The 16597-nt window shown below is 69.9% G+C and carries 13 protein-coding genes, 1 tRNA gene and 3 pseudogenes; 8 read left to right on the top strand and 9 right to left on the bottom strand.

Annotation, left to right across the window (positions count from 1 at the left end):
* Positions 1–18: 18 nt before the first annotated feature.
* From ACLF5H_RS25610 to ACLF5H_RS25630, 5 genes and pseudogenes are all read left to right on the top strand, one after another.
* On the top strand, positions 19–807 hold the full coding sequence (locus ACLF5H_RS25610) for a DUF881 domain-containing protein (RefSeq protein WP_421678369.1): 789 nt from the start codon (positions 19–21) through the stop codon (positions 805–807).
* A 21-nt stretch (positions 808–828) separates the two neighbouring features.
* Positions 829–1527 (top strand): class E sortase, encoded by a 699-nt coding sequence (locus ACLF5H_RS25615; RefSeq protein WP_421678370.1) that lies wholly within the window; start codon positions 829–831, stop codon positions 1525–1527.
* Positions 1528–1746: 219 nt separating this feature from the next.
* Positions 1747–2385: an aminodeoxychorismate/anthranilate synthase component II gene (locus tag ACLF5H_RS25620; protein ID WP_421678371.1), complete on the top strand. Its 639-nt coding sequence runs from the start codon at positions 1747–1749 to the stop codon at positions 2383–2385.
* Positions 2382–3474 (top strand): annotated as a pseudogene (locus ACLF5H_RS25625) (class E sortase). The gene ACLF5H_RS25620 and the pseudogene ACLF5H_RS25625 overlap by 4 nt, the downstream one beginning before the upstream one ends.
* Before the next feature lie 15 nt (positions 3475–3489).
* Positions 3490–4242, top strand: coding sequence for a class E sortase (locus ACLF5H_RS25630; protein ID WP_421678372.1), 753 nt, complete (start codon positions 3490–3492; stop codon positions 4240–4242).
* Between the two features lie 81 nt (positions 4243–4323).
* Here the strand turns inward: ACLF5H_RS25630 and pknB are convergent, their stop codons facing one another.
* The 6 genes and pseudogenes from pknB to ACLF5H_RS25660 all read right to left on the bottom strand — a co-directional run bounded on the left by pknB (position 4324) and on the right by ACLF5H_RS25660 (position 12631).
* Positions 4324–6321: a Stk1 family PASTA domain-containing Ser/Thr kinase gene (pknB, locus tag ACLF5H_RS25635; protein ID WP_421678373.1), complete on the bottom strand. Its 1998-nt coding sequence runs from the start codon at positions 6319–6321 to the stop codon at positions 4324–4326.
* Positions 6322–6490: 169 nt separating this feature from the next.
* A complete protein-coding gene (locus tag ACLF5H_RS25640; RefSeq protein WP_421678374.1) occupies positions 6491–7966 on the bottom strand; it encodes a peptidoglycan D,D-transpeptidase FtsI family protein in 1476 nt (491 codons plus the stop codon).
* Positions 7963–9411, bottom strand: coding sequence for an FtsW/RodA/SpoVE family cell cycle protein (locus tag ACLF5H_RS25645; protein WP_421678375.1), 1449 nt, complete (start codon positions 9409–9411; stop codon positions 7963–7965). Before ACLF5H_RS25645 ends, ACLF5H_RS25640 begins: the two co-directional genes overlap by 4 nt.
* A gap of 27 nt (positions 9412–9438) precedes the next feature.
* Positions 9439–11001 (bottom strand): Stp1/IreP family PP2C-type Ser/Thr phosphatase, encoded by a 1563-nt coding sequence (locus ACLF5H_RS25650; protein ID WP_421678376.1) that lies wholly within the window; start codon positions 10999–11001, stop codon positions 9439–9441.
* 140 nt (positions 11002–11141) lie between these two features.
* A pseudogene (locus tag ACLF5H_RS25655) lies at positions 11142–11710 on the bottom strand (FHA domain-containing protein FhaB/FipA).
* Between the two features lie 10 nt (positions 11711–11720).
* Positions 11721–12631, bottom strand: a pseudogene (locus ACLF5H_RS25660) (FhaA domain-containing protein).
* A gap of 671 nt (positions 12632–13302) precedes the next feature.
* Between ACLF5H_RS25660 and ACLF5H_RS25665 the strand changes: the two are divergent.
* Positions 13303–13386: transfer RNA gene (locus tag ACLF5H_RS25665), tRNA-Leu, on the top strand.
* 352 nt (positions 13387–13738) lie between these two features.
* Positions 13739–14080 (top strand): helix-turn-helix domain-containing protein, encoded by a 342-nt coding sequence (locus ACLF5H_RS25670; RefSeq protein WP_421678377.1) that lies wholly within the window; start codon positions 13739–13741, stop codon positions 14078–14080.
* On the opposite strand, the gene ACLF5H_RS25675 is transcribed toward ACLF5H_RS25670, so the two are convergent.
* Both ACLF5H_RS25675 and ACLF5H_RS25680 read right to left on the bottom strand, forming a co-directional pair.
* Entirely contained in the window at positions 14077–14874 is a 798-nt protein-coding gene (locus tag ACLF5H_RS25675; protein WP_421678378.1) for a hypothetical protein, read from the bottom strand. The genes ACLF5H_RS25670 and ACLF5H_RS25675 overlap by 4 nt on opposite strands.
* Positions 14875–15292: 418 nt before the next feature.
* Positions 15293–15463 (bottom strand): hypothetical protein, encoded by a 171-nt coding sequence (locus ACLF5H_RS25680; protein ID WP_421678379.1) that lies wholly within the window; start codon positions 15461–15463, stop codon positions 15293–15295.
* Positions 15464–15778: 315 nt separating this feature from the next.
* Between ACLF5H_RS25680 and ACLF5H_RS25685 the strand changes: the two genes are divergently transcribed.
* Positions 15779–16027, top strand: coding sequence for a response regulator transcription factor (locus ACLF5H_RS25685; protein ID WP_421678380.1), 249 nt, complete (start codon positions 15779–15781; stop codon positions 16025–16027).
* Positions 16028–16041: 14 nt separating this feature from the next.
* On the opposite strand, the gene ACLF5H_RS25690 is transcribed toward ACLF5H_RS25685, so the two are convergent.
* Positions 16042–16554 carry a hypothetical protein gene (locus ACLF5H_RS25690; protein WP_421678381.1) on the bottom strand — a complete coding sequence of 171 codons (513 nt, stop codon included), beginning with the start codon at positions 16552–16554 and terminating at the stop codon, positions 16042–16044.
* Between the last annotated feature and the right edge of the window lie 43 nt (positions 16555–16597).

The raw sequence follows: 16597 nt of genomic DNA on the forward strand, positions 1-16597 counted from the left end.
AAGGAGAGCAAGGGTACGTTGAGCAATTCTGCCGACTCCCCCGGTACGGGAGCAATGGGTTCCGGCCCCCGTCGCGGGCCGCGGGTGCGCCCGGTGCGGATGCTCACCGCGGCCGTCTTCGCGCTCGCGGGCCTGATCTTCTTCACCAGCTTCGACACGGCCAAGGGCACCGACATCCGCCAGGACGGCTCCCTGCTGAAGCTGTCCGACCTGATCCAGCAGCGCAGCCGCAAGAACAAGGACCTGGACGAGTCCAACGCCTCCCTGCGCGACGGTGTGGAGTCCCTGGCGAAGAGCGACGGCGGCAGCACCAAGGCCCAGGACCGGCGGCTGACCGGCCTGGAGAAAAGCGCGGGCACCCAGGAACTCAGCGGCAAGGGCGTCACCGTCACCCTGAACGACGCCCCGCCCAACGCCACCGCCAAGCTCCCCGGCTACCCCCCGCCGCAGCCCGACTACCTGGTCATCCACCAGCAGGACCTCCAGGCCGTGGTGAACGCGCTCTGGCAGGGCGGCGCCAAGGGCATCAAGGTCATGGACCAGCGGCTGATCTCCACCAGCGCGGTCCGCTGCGTCGGCAACACGCTGATCCTCCAGGGCCGCGTCTACTCACCGCCGTACAAGATCACGGCGATCGGGGACCCCGGGCGGCTCCAGCAGTCGCTCGCGGACAGCAAGGCGATCCAGACCTACATGGTGTACGTCAACGTCTACGGCCTCGGCTGGAAAGTCACCGACGACGGCACGGTGACTCTTCCGGGTTACTCCGGCACAGTGGACCTGCACTACGCGAAGCCCGTGCAGTAGCCGCCCGCCCAGGAGCCGCCGGTGCGCCTGATCGTGAGGACCCTCAGCGAGCTGTGCCTCACCGTGGGCACCCTGATCGTGCTCTTCGTCGCCTACGTCCTCTTCTGGACCGGCGTACGGGCCGACGGCGCCATGAACGACCAGATCGACCAGCTGCACAAGCAGTGGTCCACGGGCAGCGTCCCGGCCGCGACGACCACCACGGCCCCGGCGGACCCGGCCGCCGCGCCCCCGCCCCCGGCGCCGTACCACTACGGCAGGCCCTTCGCGATCATGTACATCCCCCGGCTCGGTTTCACGTGGAACAAGCCCGTCCTCGAAGGCACCGGCCGGGACGTGCTGGCGAAGGGACTCGCGCACTACGGCGGCACCGCCCGGCTCGGCCAGGTGGGCAATTTCGCGGTGGCCGGGCACCGGCGCACGTACGGCGATCCGCTCAAGGACTTCCCCAGGCTGCGGCCCGGTGACGCGGTGGTGCTCACCGACGGAACCACCTGGTTCACGTATCGGATCGACAAAGGGCCCTACAAAACCGTCCCGACCGACATCGGCGTCATCGACCCTGTGCCACGGAAGTCCGGTTACTCGCGTCCGGGCCGCTATCTGACGCTGACCACGTGCGATCCCGAATGGGGCCACAGTCACCGGCTGATCGTCTGGGCGCATCTGGACTCCACCCAGCCTGTGGAGTCAGGCGAACCGGACGCGCTGCGCCGCTAGTCTGGTGACGTACGGCGTGTGTCTGGTGCCGTAGGGACACGGAAGGGACGGCAAGGACGGCATGTACGGCTGGTTCTGGCGGCATCTGCCGGGAAACGTTTGGGTGAAGTTGCTGGTCTCCGTCGTCCTGGCCCTGGCGGTGGTCTACGTCCTGTTCCAGTACGTCTTCCCGTGGGCCGAGCCGCTGCTGCCCTTCAACGATGTGACGGTGGACAACCAGTGAGTGCGCGCATTCTCGTCGTGGACAACTACGACAGCTTCGTCTTCAACCTCGTCCAGTACCTGTATCAGCTGGGTGCCGAGTGCGAGGTGCTGCGCAACGACGAGGTGTCGACCGCGCACGCGCAGGACGGCTTCGACGGCGTCCTGCTCTCGCCCGGCCCCGGCACCCCCGAGCAGGCCGGCGTCTGCGTGGAGATGGTCCGCCACTGCGCGGCCACCGGGGTGCCGGTCTTCGGCGTGTGCCTGGGCATGCAGTCGATGCAGGTGGCGTACGGCGGCGTGGTGGACCGGGCGCCCGAGCTGCTGCACGGCAAGACCTCCCCGGTCGAGCACGAGGGCAAGGGCGTCTTCGCCGGGCTGCCCTCCCCCTTCATCGCGACCCGCTACCACTCCCTGGCCGCCGAGCCCGCGACGGTCCCGGCCGAGCTGGAGGTCACGGCCCGTACGCACGACGGCATCATCATGGGCCTGCGCCATAGTGAACTGCCCGTCGAAGGCGTGCAGTTCCACCCGGAGTCGGTGCTGACCGAGCACGGCCACCGGATGCTGGCCAACTGGCTGGCGGAGTGCGGCGACCAGGGTGCCGTGGCGAGGTCGGCGGGGCTCGCCCCGGTGGTGGGCAGGGCCACGGCGTGACCGCCCTGCGCCCCGAGCGCGAGGACTTGTACGGCGGCGGGGAACCGTACGAGTCCCGCGGCGGTGCGCCCCACGAAGCCCCCTTCGACGCGGAGACGATGGCCCTGCGGGTCACCGACCCGGCGTCCGCGGGGCCCACAGGGGCCTCTGGGGCCCCGGCAGCCCCCTTCGATCCTGGACCCGCTCCCGGTGGCCGCGCGGCCCGCAGAAAGGCGGCCAAGCGGCGCGGCGGGCGCCGTGGCGGCCAGGGGGACCCGGTGGCCCCGGGCGCGGCAGGGGGACCCGGTGGCCCCGGGCGCGGCCTCCGGTGCGCCCGCCGGCCCGCCCGCGGTGACGGCCTCCCCCACCTGGGCGGAGGACGATCCGGACCGTCCGCTGACCCGGGTCGAGGCCCGGCGGCGGGCGCGGCTGGCCAAGCCGGGACCCGGGGTGATCGCGAGCCGCGCGATCGGCGAGGTGTTCATCACCACCGGCGTGCTGATGCTGCTGTTCGTCACCTACCAGCTGTGGTGGACCAACGTCCGCGCGCACGCCCAGGCCGGCAGCGAGGCCCATCAGCTCCAGGACGACTGGGCGAACGGCAGGCGCAACCCGGGGGTCTTCGCGCCCGGACAGGGCTTCGCCATCCTGCACATCCCGAAGCTGGACGTGGTGGCGCCGATCGCGGAGGGCGTCAGCACCACCAGGGTCCTCGACAAGGGCATGGTCGGGCACTACGGCGAGGCGCCGCTGAAGACCGCGATGCCGGACGCCAAGACCGGTAACTTCGGGCTCGCGGCGCACCGCAACACCCACGGCGAGCCGTTCCGTTACATCAACAAGCTCACCCCCGGCGACCCCGTGGTGGTCGAGACCCAGGACACGTACTACGTCTACAAGGTGACGTCGACCCTCCCGGTCACCTCGCCGTCCAACACCAGCGTGCTGGACCCGGTCCCGAGGGGCTCGGGCTTCACCGGGCCCGGCCGCTACATCACCCTGACCACCTGTACACCGGAGTTCACCAGCAAGTACCGGCTGATCGTCTGGGGCAAGATGGTCGAGGTGCGCCCCCGCAGCAAGGGCAAGCCGGACGCGCTCATCGAGTAAGGGCTAGGAACCACTGTGGCAGCGACCGCCGACGAGACCGAAGAACACACGGACGCGCCCGAGCCGGAGCCCGCCGAGCGGCGCCGGCGTCCGGGCAGGATCGCGGGGGCCGTCAGCGTCTTCGGTGAACTGCTCATCACCGTGGGCGTGTTGCTCGGCCTCTTCGTCGTCTACTCGCTCTGGTGGACGAATGTGCTGGCGGACCGCAAGGCCGACAAGCAGGCCGACAAGGTGCGCGAGCACTGGGCGCAGAGCACGGATCCGGGGCCCGGCGCGCTGGACACCAAGGACGGCATCGGCTTCCTGCACGTGCCCGCGATGAAGAACGGCTCGGTCCTGGTCGAGAAGGGCACCAGCACCGACGTCCTCAACAACGGTGTCGCCGGCTACTACACCGACCCGGTCAAGGCGATGCTCCCGATGACCGGCGAGAAGGGGAACTTCACCCTGGCCGCCCACCGCGACGGCCACGGAGCGAAGTTCCACAACATCGACAAGCTGGAGAAGGGCGACCCGATCGTCTTCGAGACCCGGGACGACTGGTACGTCTACAAGGTCTCCTCGATCCTCCCGGAGACCTCGAAGTACGACGTCGGTGTCGTCGACGCGGTCCCCAAGGAGTCGGGCTGGAAGAAGCCCGGCCACTACATCACGCTGACCACCTGCACCCCCGTCTACACCTCGCGCTACCGCTACATCGTGTGGGGCGAACTGGTCCGGGTGCAGAAGGTCGACAGCAAGCGGACGCTCCCGCCGGAACTGCGCTGAGCGCTCCCGGGAAAGCGAGTGGGCCCCCGCCGGAATCTCCCGGCGGGGGCCCACTCGCTCGTACTCGCTCGTACGACCGGCTCAGCCGTCGACACCACCGAAGATGTTGGTGCCGCCGTTGTCACCGTTGTTGCCGGGGTTCGCCCCGCCGATGGTGGTCACGTCGATGGCCTGGTTCTGGTTGACCTGGGTGCCGGGGGCCGGGTTCGAGTTGATGACCAGCGCGTTGTCGTCGTTCGCGCCCGTCACGTTGCCCAGCGTCAGGCCCGCCTGGGCGAGCATCTGCTTCACCTGGCCGAGCTTCTTGCCCTGGATGCCCGGGACCTGGACCTGGCCGCTCTGCGCCTTGCCGACGTTGACCGCGATCGGCGTGTTCTTGGCGACCTGCTGGCCGGCCGGCGGGTTGATCGACAGGACCTTGCCGTCGTCGTCCGGGTTGTCGGTCGGCTGGTCGTTGCAGGTCGGCACCAGGCCCATGCCCTGGAGCTCCGCCTTGGCGTCGTCACAGGACTTGCCGATGACGTCGCCCGGGATGGTCACCTTGTCCTCCGCCTTGGCGACGACGAGGGTGATCGTGGCGCCCTTCTGGACCTCCGCGCCGAGGCCCGGGTTCTGTCGGATGACCGTGCCGGGCGGCTGCGTGGACACCTCGTCCTTGCGGTTGACCTTGAACCCGTACTTGTCCGCGGTCAGGGCCGACTGGGCGGCGTCGAAGCTCTGGCCCAGCACGTTCGGCACCGCGACCTTGGGTGCGCCCGTGGAGATCACCAGGTCGACGGTGGTGTTCTTGTCGACCTTCGCGCCCTTGGCCGGGTCCTGCGAGCACACGAGGCCCTTGGGCTGGCTCTCGCAGGGCTTGCGCTCGGAGACGCTGATCTTCAGGTCGATGTTCCCGGCGGTGTTGCGGGCGTCCTTCTCGGACAGACCGACGAAGTTGGGCACCTGGGTCCTGTTGTCCATGCTGTGCCCGCTGAACGCGTACTTGCCGATCAGGATGGCGCCGATCAGCACCAGGACACCGGCGACGATCAGCAGGATCGTGGAGGTGTTCGACTTCTTCGGCTGCTGGCGGCGCCGGTCGGGGCGGTCGTCGTAGCCGAAGCCGCCGTCGTCCCCGTTCATCGGCGGGAGCATGGCCGTGGCCGCCGCGGGCGACTCCGGGCGCAGCGCGGTGGTCGCCTGGTCGTCGCCGTATCCGGCGTAGCCGACCGAGCCCATCGCGGCGGTGGCGCCGACCGGCTGGCCGTCCAGGCACGCCTCGATGTCGGCCCGCATCTCGTCGGCCGACTGGTAGCGGTAGTTCGGGTCCTTGACCAGCGCCTTGAGGACGATCGCGTCCATCTCGGGGGTGATCTCGGGGTCGAAGACCGAGGGTGCCTGCGGTTCCTCGCGGACGTGCTGGTAGGCCACGGCCACCGGGGAGTCACCGACGAAGGGCGGCCGCACGGTCAGCAGCTCGTAGAGGAGGCAGCCCGTGGAGTACAGGTCGGATCGGGCGTCGACCTGCTCGCCCTTGGCCTGCTCGGGGGAGAGGTACTGGGCCGTGCCGATGACCGCCGCGGTCTGCGTCATCGTCATGCCGGAGTCGCCCATCGCGCGGGCGATGCCGAAGTCCATGACCTTGACCTGACCGCCCCGGGTCAGCATGACGTTGGCCGGTTTGATGTCGCGGTGGACGATGCCGTTGCGGTGCGCGTACTCGAGGCCCTGGAGGATGCCGATGGTCATCTCCATGGCGCGCTCCGGCAGCAGCTTGCGGCCGGAGTGCAGCAGCTCACGCAGGGTGGAACCGTCGACGTACTCCATCACGATGTACGGGATGGAGACCCCGTCGATGTAGTCCTCACCCGTGTCGTAGACCGCGACGATCGCGGGATGGTTGAGCGAGGCGGCCGACTGGGCCTCCCGGCGGAACCGGGCCTGGAAGGACGGGTCGCGCGCGAGGTCGACGCGCAGCGTCTTCACCGCCACCGTGCGGCCGAGCCGGGTGTCATGCGCGAGATGGACCTCAGCCATGCCACCACGGCCGAGCACGTGGCCCAGCTCGTACCGGCCGCCGAGGCGACGCGGCTCTTCCATAGCTACCTACCAGCCCTCTCCGTCGGTCCCGGCCGTCACATCGCTGTGCGCCGGGGCTGCCGTCCGGGCCTACGGTACCCGGCTCCCTTTGTATGACCTGGCCAAGCCCGGATCCCGATATCGGACCGGTATCGCAACGTGCGTCCTTGTGCGGCTGATGTGATGGGCGTCACTTCTTGGCGTTGATGACCGCCTCCATCACGTTCTTCGCGATCGGCGCGGCCAGGCCGCCGCCGGAGATGTCGTCACGGTTGGCGTGCTCGTCCTCGACGACCACGGCCACGGCCACCGGGGAGCTGCCGTCGGGGAGCTTGGCGTAGGAGATGAACCAGGCGTACGGGTTGGCGCTGTTGGCCACACCGTGCTGCGCGGTACCGGTCTTGCCGCCGACCTTGACGCCGGGGATCCGGGCGTTGGTACCGGTGCCCTTCTCGACCACGGTCTGCATCATCGACTGCAGCATCTGCGCGTTCTGCGGGGACAGCGGCCGGCTCATCTCCTGCGGCTTGGTCTTCTCCACCGGGTCGAGGTTGGAAGCCTCCAACTCGTCCACCATGTACGGCTTCATCAGCTTGCCGTCATTGGCGACCGCGGAGGCGACCATGGCCATCTGGAGCGGGGTCGCCGCGGTGTTGTACTGGCCGATGGAGGACAGCGCGGTCTGCGAGGCGTCCATGTTGTCCGGGAACACCGAGGCGTTGGAGCGGACCGGGGTGAACTGCTGCGCGTCGAAGCCGAACTTCTTCGCCTCCGCCAGCATCTTGGCGTTGCCGAGGTCGGCGCCGATCTTGCCGAAGACGGTGTTGCAGGAGTACTGGAGCGCGACCCGCATCGGGGCGTCCTTGCAGGGCAGGTTGCCCTCGTTGGGCAGCGGGGTCGTGGTGCCCGGCATGATGTACGGCAGCGGCGAGTTGGTCCGCTGGTCGGGCGAGGTGTACAGGCCGTTCTCCAGCGCCGCCGCCGCGGTGACCACCTTGAAGGTGGAGCCCGGCGGGTAGGTCTCGCGCAGCGCCCGGTTGAGCATCGGGTCGGCCGGGTTGTTCTCCTTCAGGAGCTTGTTCCTGGCCTTGGCGTCGTCGTCGGTGTTCCCCGCGAAGGACGAGGGGTCGTACGACGGGTACGAGGCCAGCGCCAGGATCTTGCCGGTGGCCGGGTCGAGCGCGGCGACCGCGCCCTTGCCGCCGACGGCCTTCAGACCGTTGTACGCGGCCTTCTGCGCGGCGCCGTTGAGCGTGGTGACGACATTGCCGCCCTGCTTCGGCTTGCCCGTGATCATGTCCAGGGTGTTGCGGAAGAACAGCCGGTCGTCGTTGCCGGTCAGGATGCCGTCGTCCAGGTTCTCCAGCTGGGTGCCGCCGAACGCCTGGGAGGAGAAGCCGGTCACCGGGGCCCACATGGGCCCGTTCTTGTACGTGCGCTTGTACTTGAAGTCGCCGTGCTTGACCTCGACCGAGCCGGTCACTGGGTTGCCGTCCACGATGATGTCGCCGCGCGGAGCGGAGTAGCGCTCGATGGAGACCCGCCGGTTCAGCGGGTCGGTGCGCAGGGTGTCGGCCTTGACGTACTGGAGGTAGTTGTCGCGGACGAGCAGGGCCAGCACGAGCAGGCCGCAGAAGATCGCGATCCGGCGCAGGGGCTTGTTCATGACGGGCGGACCACCTGGGTCATCTCGGCGTCGGGGTTGGCCGCGGGGGCGGGTGCCGGGCGGCGGGCGGTGTCACTGATGCGGAGCAGGACGCCGATGAGCGCCCAGTTGGCGATCACGGACGAACCGCCGTACGCGAGGAACGGCATGGTCATACCGGTCAGCGGGATGAGGCCCATCACACCGCCGGCCACGACGAAGACCTGGAGCGCGAAGGCGCCCGAGAGGCCGATGGCGAGCAGCTTGCCGAACGGGTCGCGGGCGGCGAGGGCGGTGCGCACGCCGCGTTCCGCGATCAGGCCGTAGATCAGCAGGATCGCCATGAGGCCGGCCAGGCCCAGCTCCTCGCCGAAGGTGGCGAGGATGAAGTCGGAGTTGGCGGCGAACTTGATCAGCTCGGAGTGGCCCTGGCCCCAGCCGGTGCCGAGGGTGCCGCCGGAGCCGAACGCCCACAGCGCCTGCTGGAGCTGGTCGGAGTGGGCGATGCCGTCGTGGGTCACCATCCGGCTGAGCTTGTACTCGCGCATCGGGTTGAGCCAGGCCTGCACACGGGTCTGGATGTGCGGCTCGAAGCTCGCCACGCCGACGGCGCCGACCGCGGACATCAGCAGACCGAAGACGATCCAGCTGGTCCGCTCGGTGGCGACGTACAGCATGATCACGAACATGCCGAAGAACAGCAGCGACGTACCGAGGTCGGTCTCGAAGACCAGGATGAGGATGGACATCGCCCAGACCACGAGGATCGGACCGAGGTCGCGGCCGCGCGGCAGGTAGAGGCCCATGACCCGGCGGCTGGCGAGGGCCAGCGCGTCGCGCTTCACCATCAGATAGCCGGCGAAGAAGATCGTCAGCACGATCTTGGCGAACTCACCGGGCTGGATGCTGAAGCTGCCGACGTGGATCCAGATCTTGGCGCCGAAGACATTGGTGCCGAGGCCCGGGACCAGCGGGAGCAGCAGCAGGATCAGCGCGCACACCATCGAGATGTAGGTGTAGCGCTGCAGCGTGCGGTGGTCCTTGAGGAAGTACAGCACCGCCACGAACAGGGCGATGCCCATCGCCGTGTACATGAGCTGGTTGGTGGCCTTGCCGCCCGCGACATGGATCTGCTGGAGCGCCTTGGACTGGTCAAGGCGCCAGATGCAGACCAGGCCGAGCCCGTTGAGCAGGGTGGCGAGCGGCAGCAGCAGCGGGTCGGCGTACGGGGCGAACTTCCGTACGACGAGATGGGCCACGCCGGCCAGCAGGCCGAGGCCCAGACCGTAGCTCAGCAGCCCCGCGGGGACCTGGTCGTTGATGGCCAGGCCCACGTTGGCGTAGGCGAACACCGGGATCAGCACCGCGAAGACCAGCAGGGCCAGCTCGGTGTTGCGGCGGCTCGGCGCGCCGATCGCGCCGATGGTGGACGTGTGGTGCGTCGGCGAGTTAGTCGTACTGCTCATCGTGTGACAGGGCCTCTCACGGCTTGCCTACTGCTTACCGCACAGCGAGACGACCTTCTGCTCATCCTCCGAGAGGGTGGGGCCGGGGCTGGGGGTCGCGGACGGGGTCGTGGACGAAGACTTCGAGGATCCCGGCGTGCCCGTGGACGGGGACGTCTTCGGGTTCGTGGTCGCGGTGGTCCGGGTGAAGGCGGCGGTGCTCAGGGTGCCGGTGGCGCCCGCGTCGGACTTGGTGCCGCTGGTCTTGCCCGTGTGCGGCTTGCCCGGCTGGGTGCGCTCGGCGTCCTGGCGCTCCGTCTCCTTCTTGCAGGCGGAGGCCTGCACGGCCAGTTCCTGGATCTTCGACTGGGCGTCCTTGAGGCCGCCCTCGGCGATCGTGGCCTTGACCTGCTTCTGCTGGTACGACGGCAGGTACTTGAGTTCGATCTCCGGGTGGTCCTGCTGCATCTTCGACAGCGACACCCAGGCCAGGTCCTGGCTGATCCCGCGGTACAGCGCGACGTGCTCCTCGCTGGTGCCGACGTAGTACTGCGTCTGCGTCCAGCGGTAGCCGCCGTAGAGACCGCCGCCGATGACCGCGAGGGCGAGGGCGCTGTACAGCGACGCCTTCAGCCATCTGCGGCCCTTGCGCTTGGTGAAGTCGCCGTCGGCGTAGTCGTCGAAGCTGCCCTCGGGGGCGTAGCCGGTGCTGTCGCCGGAGCCGGGCGGGCCGAACTCGCCGCCGCCGTGGCCCTGGCGGCCCAGGTGGGAGGCGCGGCCGGCCGGGGTCTGCATGATCCCGTTGTCGTGCAGATGGCTCTGGTTCTCGGCGACCGCGCCGACCACGACCGGCTGGTCGGACAGCTGGCCCGCGAGCGTGTCGCCGGTGTCCAGATCGAGGACGTCGGCGACGATGACGGTGATGTTGTCCGGGCCGCCGCCGCGCAGCGCGAGCTGGATCAGCTCCTGCACGGTTTCCTGCGGGCCCTGGTAGCTGGCGAGGGTCTCCTCCATCGTCTGGTGGGAGACGACGCCGGACAGGCCGTCGGAGCAGATCAGATACCGGTCGCCGGCGCGGACCTCGCGGATGGACAGGTCGGGCTCGACGTTGTCGCCGCTGCCGAGGGCACGCATCAGCAGCGAGCGCTGCGGATGGGTGGTGGCCTCCTCCTCGGTGATCCGGCCCTCGTCCACGAGCCGCTGCACCCAGGTGTGGTCCTGGGTGATCTGGGTGAGCACCCCGTCGCGCAGCAGATAGGCGCGCGAGTCGCCGACGTGCACCATGCCGAGCCGCTGCCCGGTCCACAGCAGCGCGGTCAGCGTGGTGCCCATGCCCTCGAGCTGGGGGTCCTCCTCGACCATGGAGCGCAGCTGGTCGTTGGCGCGCCGCACGGCCACGCCGAGGGAGGTGAGGATGTCGGAGCCGGGCACGTCGTCGTCGAGCGTGACCAGGGTGGAGATCACCTCGGAGGAGGCGACCTCGCCGGCCGCCTGGCCGCCCATGCCGTCGGCGATCGCGAGCAGGCGGGGGCCGGCGTAACCGGAGTCCTCGTTGCCCTCGCGGATCATGCCCTTGTGCGAACCGGCGGCAAAGCGCAGTGACAGACTCATGCGCACCTCGCCCGTCGGCTCCGAATGCAGCCGGTCGTGTCGAGCCACACTGCCCACCCTCCGGTCGGGAGCGCGCCGGGGACCGGAAGGCGGTCCGCCGCCGCGTGCTCGCTCCGTTCGCGCTCACTCATGATGTAGCACTACTTCCGCAGCTCGATGACGGTCTTGCCGATGCGGATCGGCGCGCCCAGCGAGATCGGCGTGGGGGTCGTCAGCCGGGACCGGTCCAGGTAGGTGCCGTTGGTCGACCCCAGGTCCTCGACGATCCACTGGCCGTCGCGGTCGGGGTAGATCCTGGCATGACGGCTGGAGGCGTAGTCGTCGTCCAGCACGATCGTGGAGTCGTGCGCCCGGCCCAGCGTGATGGTCTGGCCCTGGAGCGCGACGGTGGTGCCGGTCAGTGTGCCTTCGGTCACGACCAGCTTGCTGGGGGCGTTGCGCCCGCGCCGGCCGCCGCCACCGCTCTGCTGGCCGCGCTGCTGCGGGGGCGCGGCCTGCTGCGGCCTGGCGAGATCGGAAGAGCACACGTCCCCCCCCCCCCCCCCCCCCCCCCCCCCCCCCCCCCCCCCCCCCACAGGTGCGCACACTTTTTCCCTACACGACGCTGACCGAACAGGTCGCTGCGGATGACCTGCACGGCCACGATCACGAACAGCCACAGTACGGCCAGGAAACCCAGCCGCATGACCGTGAGGGTCAGCTCTGACATTGCCCCCGCTTCACCCTTCGGCTTGCCTATAGATAACGGTGGTGCTGCCCACGACGATCCGCGAGCCGTCGCGGAGCGTAGCGCGGGTGGTGTGCTGCCCGTCCACCACGATGCCGTTGGTGGAGCCGAGATCCTGGATCGTCGAGGGCGTTCCGGTCCGGATCTCGCAGTGCCGGCGGGAGACGCCGGGATCGTCGATCCGCACGTCGGCCTCGGTGCTGCGGCCCAGCACCAGGGTCGCGCGGGAGATCTGGTGGCGGGTGCCGTTGATCTCGATCCAGTAGCGGGTGCGTCCGCCGCTCATCGGGGCGGCCGCGGGGCGCTGGGTGGCGGGCTGCGGGTAGCCGTAGCCGCCGGGGCGGGCGCCGGGCGGCGGGGCGGCGGGCATGGGGGCGGGGCGGCGGGCATGGGGGGCGCGCCGGCGGGCATGGCGGGCGGATAGCCGTACCCGCTCTGGCCCTGTGCGCCCTGTCCCGGGCGGCCCGGGGCCGCCGCGGGGCCCTGACCCTGCGAGCCCTGCGCGGAGGGGCCCGCCTGCTGGTCGCTGGAGGAGGCGAGGGTGCGCGAACGCACCCGGTAGAGGCCGGTGTCCAGGTCCTCGGCCTTCTCCAGGTTTACCTTGATCGGGCCCATGAAGGTGTAGCGCTGCTGCTTCGCGTAGTCACGCACCATGCCGGCCAGCTCGTCGCCGAGCTGCCCGGAGTAGGGGCTGAGGCGCTCGTGGTCGGGCGCGCTGAGCTCCACGATGAAGTCGTTGGGTACGACGGTGCGGTCGCGGTTCCAGATGGTCGCGTTGTTGTCGCACTCCCGCTGGAGCGCGCCCGCGATCTCCACGGGCTGGACCTCGGACTTGAAGACCTTGGCGAAGGTGCCGTTCACCAGACCTTCGAGACGCTGCTCGAACTTCTTCAGGACTCCCATGGGGCACCTCCTCCGTCCCTTGTCGGTTCCTTGTCCTGCGCTGTGTGGTGCGTGTGCTGCTCTGTGCGTTGCGTGCCCGGTACCGCCGGTACTGCTTACTGATCGTATCCACGCCCCCGGCAAACAGCCGGTTCCCCCAGCCGCTCCGCTCGGAACTCCTCCCTGGCATGGATCGTAGAGCCGGGCGAAGACCAGTGTCCCGCACCCTGCCCCGCCCCCGCCCCTCTCCTGGGGAGATGGCCGGGACCGGTACGAGGTTGATACGTGAACCGGGACTCCTTGATACGCGGTGAAACGGCCGGGCGCTGTGCGGATGGTCACGGGTGTGGGGACAGTCACGGTGGGGGTCGGGGGTGAGTACGGGGGCGGGTGCGTACGGCGACGGGGGCGGCGGGCGTCCGGCGAGCGTGCGGGGGTGGGGTCGGCCGGAGCGAGGGCGGCGTACGGACGGCGTGCGGACGGCGTGCGGGTGGGGCGTGCGGAGGGCGCCCGGTCGACGGCACCCTGCCCGGCGGGGCGAGCCGGGGTCGACCGGCGCGCGGGGCCGACCCGGGACGGGCTGGTCAGGGGCCCTGAGAAAGGGATGTGAACCCACCCCGTACGACGTGCTAATGTTCTGCATGTCGGAAGGGGCCAGCCCGAAAGGGCAGAAGCCGGAAGACACACCCAATGCGCGGGTGGCGGAATAGGCAGACGCGCTGGATTCAGGTTCCAGTGCCCGAAAGGGCGTGGGGGTTCAACTCCCCCCTCGCGCACAGAGGGAATGGGCGGCATCGCAATGGCGATGCCGCCCTTCTTCTTTTCCCGTTCTTCTCCCGGACGCCTGTAGGCGTGTGAGGAAGGTCTCAGGCCGACGGCGGCGATGAGGACCTGGTGCGCCGGTCCGACGTCGGCTGACGCGTCGTAGCCCATTGGAGTTGTGCCGAAGCGGTCGTGGAACTGCTGGCTCAAGGGCGAATAGCCGCAGGTCACAGGCGTCGCGGCGGGACATGACGAGGTCTCAGGGGCACAGTTTCCGCGGGAAGTGAGTGTTTAGCTAGACCTAAAGGTGGCATCCTGGAGACAGCCACAACAACCGTTGCGGTGAAGCGAGTTGGGGGTCGTTCCATGAGCTTCTTCGGTCGGAGCGAGGGCAACGCCGAGTCGGGCGGTGCCCAGTTGGCGCGGCAGGCGACCGCGTCGCTCGCGGGGTTGCTGGCGGGGCTGGGGAAGTCGCGGGCGGATCTCGCCAAGGCGATGGGGGTGAGCCCCGGCCGGGTCAGTCAGATCATGTCGGGTGACGCCAACCTGACCGTGCGGACGTTGGCATCACTGGCGGATGCGCTGGATGCCGATGTGGAGATCAGATTTTCTCCCCGTGGCGCCCAGGCCGCGGAGGGGGTGTCCGTGCACCGAGGCGAGCCCGTGCCGCTGCGTTCGAGAGGCGTGGCCGCCCGTCGGGTCGGTTAGCCGCGGTCGCGGCGGAGGCTGAGCCGTCGCCGTGGTCGGGGCACGGGTGCACTGTGGAAGGCGTCGTTGGACAGTGCCTTGGCCCGCAGGGACTCGAGTTCGGGCTGTTCCGTCCGGCGGCCGTGCACATAGGCGTGCAGCAACAGGTCTCCGCAGCGGTTGCGGGCCTCACCGAAGGCGCTGCGGCAGCGGTAGGTCTCGTCGTCGGTCGGCTCGCGCATCCAGGGTGAGCGGGCGTCACGGCGGGCCTGGTCGGTCTTCGTCTGCACATCGAGGGCGTGGACCATGGCGTCGTCCGCCGCGTCGAAGAGGTTGTTGACCGCCTTGGTGAGCGTGGGATGCCGGTCCAGCAGGTAGTTCCTGAGGTCGTACACGAAGACGCGGAGCTGCGTCGACTTCTCGAAGCCGTCCAGGAAGCGGTCGCACCAGCGGCAGGCGTCGAGATGCATCCGGTATTCGAGCCGCTCCCGGAACCAGGCGATGCCGAGCGTCATGAACTTGACGTAGGGCTGGGTCGTGTCGTCCTGCTTCTTGCGCGGCATGGCCGTGGCGCCGGTGGCCAGGCCCGCGGTGAGCGGGGGCAGCTTCGCCAGGTGGGGAAGCGCCATCGCGGCGACGATCCCGACCGCGCCGGTCAGGGCGAGGATCAGCAGGGTCAGGCCGGCCGACCGTCGGCTGCCCAGCAACCGGCCCTTGCCCACCGCGTTGCGGGCCAGGCCGATCCACGCGAGTCCGGCGCTGACGGCGGCCGGTAACGCGTACTCGGCGAGCCAGCCGTGGTGATACCAGGTCATGAACAGCCCCAAGTCATGCATGGACAGGGAGGGCCGTCATCCGCCTGCCTCGGGGTGAGCCGGGCTCCCCCTCGGCGTTCGCGCCCAGCCCTTTCACCGCGGGCGTGCGGCGGGCGGGCCGGACGCGGTGAGTACCGCAGATGATGTCACCTGCCACGGACGCGTGACACGGCTTTGGCGGCACGTGCCCACCGGCTGTGCCGATCCAGCCATCTAGGGGAGGGGAATGGCCGAGGTGGTGGCTACGACGCGAAGGGCGTGGGGGCGTGGCGGCGTGGGGGTATGGGGTGCGCGGGGGCATGGGGTGCGCGGGGTGTGCCGGGGGTGTGGCGATGTGGCCGGTCCCGCCGGTGAGGCGGCTCACCGGTGGGACCGGGCGGGTTGGCGCCGGGGCGTCGGGGGCCCGGGGCGGGTCCGGTTACTTCTCTTCGGGCATGCAGTGGCCGAGGTCGCACATGCCGGCCGGGGTGACGGTGTGGGAGACGGTGGCCGTGGGCTGCGGGGCGGCCCAGCCGGTGGCGGGGAGGGCCAGGGCGGTGAGGGCGGCGGTCAGGGCGGTGGTGGCGGCGATACGGCCGACGAGGGACATGAGGTCTGCTCCGGATTCGGGGTGGATGTGAATGCCGTGGGGCTGACCCGTTGGGGGGCGGGGGGCCTTGGCGGCGGTCCAGATCCTGGCGTTCCGGGGGCGGCGGCAGTAGTCACGTGAACGCGGTCCCCGGGTCGCGGGATGTCCAGCCCCTTGGTGTCCCGCCCCTTGGTGTCCTGCCCTGTGGTGTCCCTCTTCTTGGTGTCGCGCACTTTGCTGAGGGGTCCGGGGTGTGGTGGGGCGGGGCGGGGGTTCGCATGCTGGAAAGGCGATTCCCGTGCGTTTCCCGCGCGTTCGACGACTGAGAGGAACCCCATGCCTTCGCCTGCAGGCACGATGCCGTCACCTGACTTCTCCCCTCGCGAGCGGGAGGTGCTCGCCTCCCTGTGCGACGGGGAGACGTACCCGTCCATCGCCCGCCGGCTCGGCATCAGCCGGCACACGGTGGACACCTATGTGCGTCGGCTGCGCAGCAAGACGGGTGCGGTGAGCCGTTCGCAGCTCGTCGTCGCCGCGGTCAGGTGCGGGGTGTTCGATGTGCACACCCAGACGGACCGGAGCTGAACGAACCCGGGGGGTCAATGGGGGCGTTGGGCCGTGCGGAACGGTTCGCGGTCCAGCCCCCGCCCGTGGGCCGGGGTGGCCAGGGAGAGGGAGATGAGCCGGCTGCCGGCGGTCGCGGTGACGGTCGTACGGGAGCCACGCGGGAGGTAGAGGACCTCGCTGGCCAACAGCGGCAGGACGAGGGGCCGTTCGGGCTCCTCCGCCGTGGCGACGGACCAGTGGGTGCGGCCCGCGGTCTGCACCACCAGGGTGTGGGCCGTCGCGGGGCCGTCGAGCGGGGTGCCGGAGGTTTCGTTCACGGGCACGCCCAGAGCGGACGTCAGGCTGCGCGCGAGATACGCGGACAACCGGCGGTCGGCGGCCGGGGAGGCCCGGTCCGTCGTGTCGTACACGGCGGGTTCGTGCTCGGGCCACAGCAGGGCGGGCGAACGGTCCGTGCAGGCGCGCAGGAAGAGCACGATCTCCTCCACGTACGCCTCCTGGGACTCCGGAACGTCCGTGCCGTCGTACGCACTTCCCCAGACCATGCAGGCTTCACCATCGTCGTCGTGACTCGCGGCCGTCCCGCGC

Origin of the sequence: Streptomyces sp. LaBMicrA B280, from assembly GCF_049222185.1 — a bacterium.
Lineage (GTDB): Bacteria > Actinomycetota > Actinomycetes > Streptomycetales > Streptomycetaceae > Streptomyces > Streptomyces murinus.

Excerpts from the sequence above, each read along its gene's own strand:
- pknB (WP_421678373.1), bottom strand. The coding sequence starts at position 6,321 with ATGGAAGAGCCGCGTCGCCTCGGCGGCCGGTACGAGCTGGGCCACGTG.
- ACLF5H_RS25640 (WP_421678374.1), bottom strand. The coding sequence starts at position 7,966 with ATGAACAAGCCCCTGCGCCGGATCGCGATCTTCTGCGGCCTGCTCGTG.
- ACLF5H_RS25645 (WP_421678375.1), bottom strand. The coding sequence starts at position 9,411 with ATGAGCAGTACGACTAACTCGCCGACGCACCACACGTCCACCATCGGC.
- ACLF5H_RS25650 (WP_421678376.1), bottom strand. The coding sequence starts at position 11,001 with ATGAGTCTGTCACTGCGCTTTGCCGCCGGTTCGCACAAGGGCATGATC.
- ACLF5H_RS25670 (WP_421678377.1), top strand. The coding sequence starts at position 13,739 with ATGAGCTTCTTCGGTCGGAGCGAGGGCAACGCCGAGTCGGGCGGTGCC.
- ACLF5H_RS25675 (WP_421678378.1), bottom strand. The coding sequence starts at position 14,874 with ATGACCTGGTATCACCACGGCTGGCTCGCCGAGTACGCGTTACCGGCC.
- ACLF5H_RS25680 (WP_421678379.1), bottom strand. The coding sequence starts at position 15,463 with ATGTCCCTCGTCGGCCGTATCGCCGCCACCACCGCCCTGACCGCCGCC.
- ACLF5H_RS25685 (WP_421678380.1), top strand. The coding sequence starts at position 15,779 with ATGCCTTCGCCTGCAGGCACGATGCCGTCACCTGACTTCTCCCCTCGC.
- ACLF5H_RS25690 (WP_421678381.1), bottom strand. The coding sequence starts at position 16,554 with ATGGTCTGGGGAAGTGCGTACGACGGCACGGACGTTCCGGAGTCCCAG.